This window comes from Aeromonas sp. ASNIH8 (assembly GCF_002919855.1).
Lineage (GTDB): Bacteria > Pseudomonadota > Gammaproteobacteria > Enterobacterales > Aeromonadaceae > Aeromonas > Aeromonas caviae.
The window spans coordinates 1-4662 of the sequence record NZ_PQLN01000171.1; the positions used below are offsets into that span (position 1 = coordinate 1).

Annotated in this window: 4 protein-coding genes and 2 pseudogenes; 5 read left to right on the forward strand and 1 reads right to left on the reverse strand. The window is 53.9% G+C overall.

Annotated elements, in window-relative coordinates; translation table 11 throughout:
- Positions 1–173: pseudogene (locus C3418_RS22835) on the forward strand (IS1595 family transposase); the annotation flags it as partial.
- A gap of 1011 nt (positions 174–1184) precedes the next feature.
- Here C3418_RS22835 and C3418_RS22840 read toward each other — a convergent pair.
- A complete protein-coding gene (locus C3418_RS22840) occupies positions 1185–1412 on the reverse strand; it encodes a helix-turn-helix domain-containing protein (protein WP_080697938.1) in 228 nt (75 codons plus the stop codon).
- A gap of 110 nt (positions 1413–1522) precedes the next feature.
- Between C3418_RS22840 and C3418_RS22845 the strand changes: the two genes are divergently transcribed.
- The 4 genes and pseudogenes from C3418_RS22845 (at position 1523) to C3418_RS22860 (ending at position 4326) form a co-directional block, all read left to right on the forward strand.
- Entirely contained in the window at positions 1523–1762 is a 240-nt protein-coding gene (locus C3418_RS22845) for a hypothetical protein (RefSeq protein ID WP_042878959.1), read from the forward strand.
- A 69-nt stretch (positions 1763–1831) separates the two neighbouring features.
- Positions 1832–1959 (forward strand): annotated as a pseudogene (locus C3418_RS25120) (IS630 family transposase); the annotation flags it as partial.
- 33 nt (positions 1960–1992) lie between these two features.
- Entirely contained in the window at positions 1993–2295 is a 303-nt protein-coding gene (locus C3418_RS22855) for a hypothetical protein (RefSeq protein ID WP_042878961.1), read from the forward strand.
- A gap of 939 nt (positions 2296–3234) precedes the next feature.
- Positions 3235–4326, forward strand: coding sequence for an HD domain-containing phosphohydrolase (locus tag C3418_RS22860; protein ID WP_010673909.1), 1092 nt, complete (start codon positions 3235–3237; stop codon positions 4324–4326).
- The last annotated feature ends 336 nt before the right edge of the window (positions 4327–4662 follow it).

The window sequence follows — 4662 nt, forward strand, 5'->3', positions numbered from 1 at the left end:
GCAGTTGTCATAAGCTCGGAGCGAAGCATTTACCAAGGCATCTTGCTGAATACTGCTTCCGGTTTAATCATCGTTTTGACCTCAAGAGTATGTTTGTTGAATTGGGGCATGCAGTCGTGGCAAGCCCTCCGATGCCATATCGGCTCTTGAAGCTGGCTGAGGGTCATGGGTAATCAGGTATCGTTATTGAGGTGATCTGCGCCTCAGTAGCCGCTGAAAACCGCATTATCGGTATCGAGAAATGGAAACCAAGCTGCTGGTTGGCAGCGATTGTCAGCTGACAACGAGGTGATCTGCGCCTCAGTAGCCGCTGAAAACCGCATTATCGGTATCGAGAAATGGAAACCAAGCTGCTGGTTGGCACCGATTGTCAGCTGACAATGGGGTGATCTGCGCATCAGTAGCCGCTGGAAACCGCATTATCGGTATCGAGAAATGGAAACTAGGCTACTGGCTGGCAGCGATTGTCAGCTGACAACGGGGTGATCTGCACCTCAGTAGTCGCTGGCGACCCCATTATCGGTATCGTGAAATGAAATCCTGGCTGCTTGCTGGCCGATCTTCGGCTCGGTGCTTTCTGGCAGATGGATTATCGGTAGTATGAGATGGAACTCGTCCTGTTGTCCAGCGATGGCGATTGTCAGCTGACAACGGAGTGATCAGTACATCAATGCCCGCAGGCATTTGCATTATAAGTATCGTGAAATGCTTACAGTACATCAATCTCGGTATCAGCGATTTTTTCAGAATATCTCCCAGGCACAGGGTTGTTGTTTTCAACGGTTTTGTTGTAGTCACAACGAGGGGATTGAGATACCTGCTGGTTTCCTAATCGCCTGTCTGGACGATGCGTTTGTGAGTTGTGACACCGACGATTTCCTAAACAGGCTCTCTCTTCCCTACAGGCCTCATGAGAGGACTGCCTGGTATCATCGCTACTCTGTGAGGGTCGACGGAGCACCGGATGTAGCGTTTGTGGGCAAACTTCTGGCCGAATGCGACGCATCTCCCTAATGCGTCCGATGACAACGAGTATGGTTTCGCCTGGCACTGGCTGGAGCTGACACTGTACCAAACCAGCTCAGGGCGGTTTGCATGCAGTGATAAGGTGAGGTGTTTGGCGTGTTCGAGTTTATTGCAAATCCAGGGCGGGCCATTGGGTAAGAGCAACAGCCATGCTATGGCTATGGCAGCAATGATGCAGGCGAGACCCCAAGGGCTTTTGCGATCAAATAAACTTTTTCAAGGGTTACCCTAGTCTCCCCACGTTCGATTTTTCCCATATGACCACGGTCTATACCAGCAATTAGCGCTAGTTTTTCCTGTTGCATACCTCGTGCAGACCGCAGTTCTCGTACATTTTTACCGAATGCAGTTGCGAGCATCGTCAGCTCAAACTCGTCAGAATCCATGTTATCTCCTCACAAGAGGAGCTATGTTCTACGTTATACGGCGTACTGTACACGGTCATCAGTACACTTGTATAATGACACGGCATATAAGCATCATTTGAGGGTGGATAATGTCCAATCAACAGATCATCCTGAGCCAGGATCAAAAAAGTGGCACAGTGACATTAATTTTTCACAATGCGGATTTCCTAGCCGCAGTAGGAGATTCGCTGAGAGTGGATTCACTCTTACATGTCACTATCAATCAATCCATATATGATGAATTTGTTAAGAGTGTGATGGGTTCGTTTGTTGCTGAGTTTATGGATTTTAAGAAAAATTGGCCGATACCTCAGGAGCTAAGGAAGTGAACAAGTCTCTGATATGAGATGTTTACACTCATATGGAGCTGTATCTTAGAGGGCCATCATTAGTCATGCCTGGTATTCCAGCCAGTCTACAGCCCTTGGGTGAATCACATAGAGCGGCAGTGGCACAAGTTAGAGAGACCATCACGCGCAATCATCAATGCAGAGAAGTGGTCAACCTGCGGACTCGATGCAGTTGATTCGCAGATGTTGCATGAATGGAGTAACAAAAGATGAAAATCATGACCAAAAAAGAGGTCGAGGTAATCAGCGATATTCGCTGTGATGTTTGTGAAGAGAGTTGCCAAACAGAGGGGGCTGTTAGCAATATCGAGTTTGGCACATTGAGTGCCCACTGGGGTTATGGAACTCAGCACGATGGCGAAAGTTACGAGGTTCACCTGTGCGAGAGTTGCTTTTTTCAGGCCATAGCAAATCTGAAAGAGCAGCGGCGAGGTGCACTGATGTTTTCAGAGAAAGGCTATGAACCAGTTGCTGATTTTGGATTGATTAACCGGCACCTTGAACTTATCTGAATAGATTCGATATTGGTCTTTGTGTGCAGAAGAAGCGTGAACAAATCTGGGGGCGTTGAGCCACCCAGCATGCTCATCCCCAAAATATGTACTTTAACGTGGTAAACAACACGATTGCGCCCTCCAAAAAGAGGCTGTGTTTGAGACAAGTTGCGTCAGCCCTGATGTCTGCCAACGGAAGATCACCGCTCTTCGCTCATCGTGGTTTGCCACAGCGGCGGGCGCATTTGTCGCTGGACCTAGTAAAGTAATGCCAACACTGCCTCAGCTTGTTTTGGATTATAACTGGCGTCAATCAGCGTTTTAATCCCCCTATGAGTCTCCATGGGGGCGGGCTTCATTAAGCACCTCTTCAATGTCGGTCAACCCAACATAACATCCTAGCCTAGGCGTTAAGCCAGGATTCCATGCTCGATGCGGCTGATGCGGTCGAGCAGAGCTTGAGCGTGTTCGGGGTATCCTGATGGTTGATCGGACGAACACCTCCTAGGTAACGGGAGACATGACCCTGTGTGAAGCGACATATCAGTACTACAACTTTCAGCACCAGCACAGTGATGGGATACCGCCAGCACAAGCCTGACTGACTGTATTAGCTATGGATTGGTCTTGTGCTCTTAGGACAACCCAAGGAGACGAATCCTACTTTGGGGGCCTGTTTTGTGTTGGACATCGCTCAATCACTCTTAGGTGGCTCTTATTCAAGGGCGCGGATTTTACCGGAATGGCTAACCAAAAACTATACAGCCGACACGTCGGAAGCGAACAATCTCTTTGCCCGGGGAAGCGGGGTGGGGCGGCGTGACATGACCACGGGCAGGGAGGGGACCGTCGCCAGTGCGGGCGGGATCACGATCCCTGTGCGCCGTCACCATTTGGCAGGAGGGGCAAAACGGGTGTCACTATACTCCCAACAGGCCTATCAGAAGGATGTGCGGGATGGAGAGTTCATTTGGTGAGAAAGTGCAGAACGTGCACGCCCCCCTCAGGCAGCGCTTTGACAAGTTGAGCCGGGTAGCGATCGCCATCTACGACCCGCAGACGGACCAGCTCAAGACCTTTGCCCACAGCACGGACGGGGGCTCGCCGCTGTTGCAGTACGAGGTCAGGCTGAGCGAGGTGCCTTCCCTGCGCTACCTGGCCGAGCACCAGCGGCCCAGGGTGCTCGACACCCTGGATTCCCTGCTGGGCTCCCCCTCCGAGCACAGCCGAAAAGTGCTGGCGGCCGGTTACGCGTCGAGCTATACCGAGCCGCTGCTGCTCAACAGTCGCTTGTTCGGCTTTCTGTTTTGCGATGCCAAAGAGCCCGGTTACTTCGATGGCGCTATTTGCGGTGAGCTGGCGGCCTATGCCCAGATCCTGGCGGCCATCATCGCGGTGGAGTTCTTCTCCATCCAGACCCTGAACGGGGCCCTGACCACGGTGCGGGAGTTCAGCCGCTACCGGGACGAGGAGACCGCCAATCACCTGCACCGCATGTCGGCCTATTCGCGGCTCATCGCCCGGGAGGTGGCGGCCCATTACCCCTTGAGTGACGAGGAGGTGGAGTTCATTCACCTTTTTTCCGAGCTGCACGATATCGGCAAGATTGCGGTGCCCGACGCCATCCTGCTCAAGCCGGGCAAGCTCACGGCCGAGGAGTACGGGGTGATGAAGACCCACCCCTTCAAGGGGAGGGAGATGATCGCCCTGATGATCCGCGAGTTCGGCCTCGACGGCATCCATCACACCGACATGCTGAAGAACATCATTGCCTACCACCACGAGCGTTTCGACGGTCAGGGCTACCCGGAAGGACTGGCGGGGGAGGCGATCCCCCTGGAGGCCCGCATCGTTGCGGTGGCAGATGTGTTTGACGCCCTCACCAGCGAGCGCCCCTACAAGCAGGCCTGGCCCCTCGAAACGGCCTTCGAGTACCTCAAGACCCATGCCGGCAGCCAGTTCGACCCTGTCTGCGTCGCGGCGGCGCTGCAAAGCCGGGAGGCGTTTTGTGCCATCCATCGGCAATATCGGGATCCCGTGATCACCTGATTGCGCCTCTCTCTCCTCCCCGGCTTCCCCCGGATTCCCCAGGCCCCGTCATCTGATGGCGGGGCCCTGGGGCCCTCTCGTTTCATCGCCTTTTGGTGCATCCGGCGCCGGGGGTTGTTCTGCGGCATTGCGGCTTTGCGGCGGGGCAGGGCGCCGCAGTGAGCGGGGCGGCCAACGGGAGGATTGTCCGGGGTAAGGTCATAAGAGTGCCTTATAAAGAGAGGCCAGATATTAGCCGTATGACTGACATGAGGCCGCTGGGGGGACAGAAATGCCCGGGTCACGCCATAGTGCGGCACGTCCCGCCGCGGTTGGGGGTCAGGACGGGCGATCTGA

Coding starts and splice junctions, on each gene's coding strand:
- C3418_RS22840 (WP_080697938.1), bottom strand. CDS start 1,412: ATGGATTCTGACGAGTTTGAGCTGACGATGCTCGCAACTGCATTCGGT.
- C3418_RS22860 (WP_010673909.1), top strand. CDS start 3,235: ATGGAGAGTTCATTTGGTGAGAAAGTGCAGAACGTGCACGCCCCCCTC.
- C3418_RS22855 (WP_042878961.1), top strand. CDS start 1,993: ATGAAAATCATGACCAAAAAAGAGGTCGAGGTAATCAGCGATATTCGC.
- C3418_RS22845 (WP_042878959.1), top strand. CDS start 1,523: ATGTCCAATCAACAGATCATCCTGAGCCAGGATCAAAAAAGTGGCACA.